This window comes from Collinsella intestinalis (assembly GCF_902364775.2).
GTDB lineage: Bacteria > Actinomycetota > Coriobacteriia > Coriobacteriales > Coriobacteriaceae > Collinsella.
Window position 1 is genome coordinate 2,803 of sequence record NZ_CABJEU020000004.1, and the last position, 2,664, is coordinate 5,466.

The window sequence follows — 2,664 nt, forward strand, 5'->3', positions numbered from 1 at the left end:
TGTGACGGCGTGCCTTTTGTAGAATGAGCCAGCGAGTTGCTGGCACGCGGCGAGGTTAAGCTGGGAAGCGAGCCGGAGCGAAAGCGAGTCCGAAACGGGCGACTTGAGTCGCGTGCCGCAGACGCGAAGCCGGGTGAGCTATCCCTGGGCAGGCTGAAGCGGGGGTAAGACCCCGTGGAGGGCCGAACGGACGTACGTTGAAAAGTGCGCCGATGACCTGGGGATAGGGGTGAAAGGCCTATCAAACCCGGAGATATCTCGTTCTCCCCGAAATAGCTTTAGGGCTAGCGTCGAGAGTTAACCGCCGGAGGTAGAGCACCGGATCGATGAGGGGGCTTCGCCGCCTACCGATTCGAACCGAACTCCGAATGCCGGTCGGTCCATATCTCGGCAGTCAGAGCATGTGGGCTAAGCTGTGTGCTCGAGAGGGAAACAGCCCAGACCGCCCGCTAAGGCCCCCAATTCTCAGTTAAGTGGCAAAGGATGTGCGTCCGCGCAGACAACCAGGAGGTTGGCTTAGAAGCAGCCACCCCTTCAAAGAGTGCGTAACAGCTCACTGGTCGAGTGGACATGCGCCGACAATACACGGGGCTAAACTGAGAGCCGAAGCGGCGGCAATGATCATCATTGGGTAGGGGAGCGTCCCCAGCGGGGCGAAGCCGGAGGGTCACCGACGGTGGACTGCTGGGGAGTGAGAATGCTGGCATGAGTAGCGAGAGACGAGAGAGTAACTCGTCCGCCGTAAACCCGAGGTTTCCTGGGCGAGGCTAATCCTCCCAGGGTCAGTCGGGGGCTAAGCCGAGGGCGGAAGCCGTAGGCGACGCGCAGCAGGTGGACATTCCTGCACCGGAGATGCACCGTCACGACCGACGGGGCGACGGATTGGGGTGGCTCGGCGGGGTTCTGGACGTCCCCGTGATGGAGCGCGGCCCGCGGACCAGGCAAATCCGGTCCGCACGAGGGCGAGGCTCCGGACGAAGCGACTGAGCGAAGCGAGTGAGCCCGTGGTCCCCAGAAAAACCCCTAGGCAGGGGCATCTCCGCCCGTACCGCAAACCGACACAGGTGGGTGGGTAGAACATACCGAGGCGATCGGGTCAACCATGGTCAAGGAACTCGGCAAAATGGCCCCGTAACTTCGGGAGAAGGGGCGCCGGCGCGTACGTGGACCCACTTGCTGGGCGAGCGGAGGCCGGCCGCAGTGAAGAGGCCCAATCGACTGTTTACCAAAAACACAGGACTCTGCAGAAGGCGAGAGCCGACGTATAGGGTCTGACGCCTGCCCGGTGCCGGAAGGTCACGCGGAGGGGTTAGCGCGAGCGAAGCCCCGAAGCCAAGCCCCGGTAAACGGCGGCCGTAACTATAACGGTCCTAAGGTAGCGAAATTCCTTGTCGGGTAAGTTCCGACCTGCACGAAAGGCGCAACGAATTGGGCGCTGTCTCGACCATGGACCCGGTGAAATTCCACTAGTCGTGAAGATGCGACTTACCCGCGGAAGGACGGAAAGACCCCGTGAACCTTCACTGCAGCTTGGCATTGGCCGCTGGCCCGTCGCGTAGAGGATAGGCGGGAGGCTTCGAAGCCCGGGCGCCAGCCCGGGTGGAGCCGACCTTGGAATACCGCCCTCGGCGCGCCGGCGTCCTAACCCCATGCCGTCATCCGGATGGGGGACCGTGCCAGGTGGGTAGTTTGACTGGGGCGGTCGCCTCCTAAAGGGTAACGGAGGCGCGCGAAGGTCCGCTCGGGACGGTCGGCAACCGTCCTCCTGAGTGCAAGAGCATAAGCGGGCTTGACTGCGAGGCCTACAAGCCGAGCAGGTGCGAAAGCAGGCTCTAGTGATCCGGCGGCCCCGCGTGGGTGGGCCGTCGCTCAACGGATAAAAGGTACTCCGGGGATAACAGGCTGATCTTGCCCAAGAGTCCACATCGACGGCAAGGTTTGGCACCTCGATGTCGGCTCATCGCATCCTGGGGCTGGAGCAGGTCCCAAGGGTACGGCTGTTCGCCGTTTAAAGCGGTACGCGAGCTGGGTTCAGAACGTCGTGAGACAGTTCGGTCCCTATCCTCCGCGGGCGCAGGAGAATCGAGGGAGGCTGCCCCTAGTACGAGAGGACCGGGGTGGACGCACCTCTGGTGAACCGGTTGTCGACCAACGGCACGGCCGGGTAGCCACGTGCGGCGCGGATAACCGCTGAAGGCATCTAAGCGGGAAGCCGTTCCCGAGATCAGTTCTCCTTTTCGGTAAGGGCCCAGGTAGACTACCTGGTCGATAGGCCGCAGGTGCAAGCACGGCGACGTGCTCAGCCGAGCGGTACTAATAGCCCGAGCTCTTACCCGCATCCGACCGGCGGGACGCCATACATACGTATCACGGTGTCGCGTCGTCAGAAGGTCAGGTCGATATGGTCCGGTCTCGGAGTCGCTGTGCGGCCCTCAGGGCACGCGAGACATCCCGGGTGGGCAGCTGAAAGCCGCCCACCGGTCAGCGGCCATTGCGTGCGGGGCACGCCCGGTCCCATTCCGAACCCGGAAGCTAAGCCGCACCGCGCCGATGGTACTGCGGGGTCAGCCCGTGGGAGAGCAGGGCGCCGCTGACCGGTGGACGGCTTTCGCGCTTCTCGGCGCGAGGCGCAAGGGGGTCCCCTCGGGGGCCCTCTTTTGCTAT

General features: G+C 63.6%; 2 rRNA genes (1 of these 2 only partly in view). Both read left to right on the plus strand.

Going from position 1 to position 2,664, the window contains the following annotated elements:
• Nucleotides 1-2,338, plus strand: a 23S ribosomal RNA gene (locus FY258_RS07495) (it extends 661 nt beyond the left edge of the window).
• 142 nt (nt 2,339-2,480) lie between these two features.
• Nucleotides 2,481-2,596: ribosomal RNA gene (gene rrf / locus FY258_RS07500) — 5S ribosomal RNA — on the plus strand.
• Nucleotides 2,597-2,664: the final 68 nt, after the last annotated feature.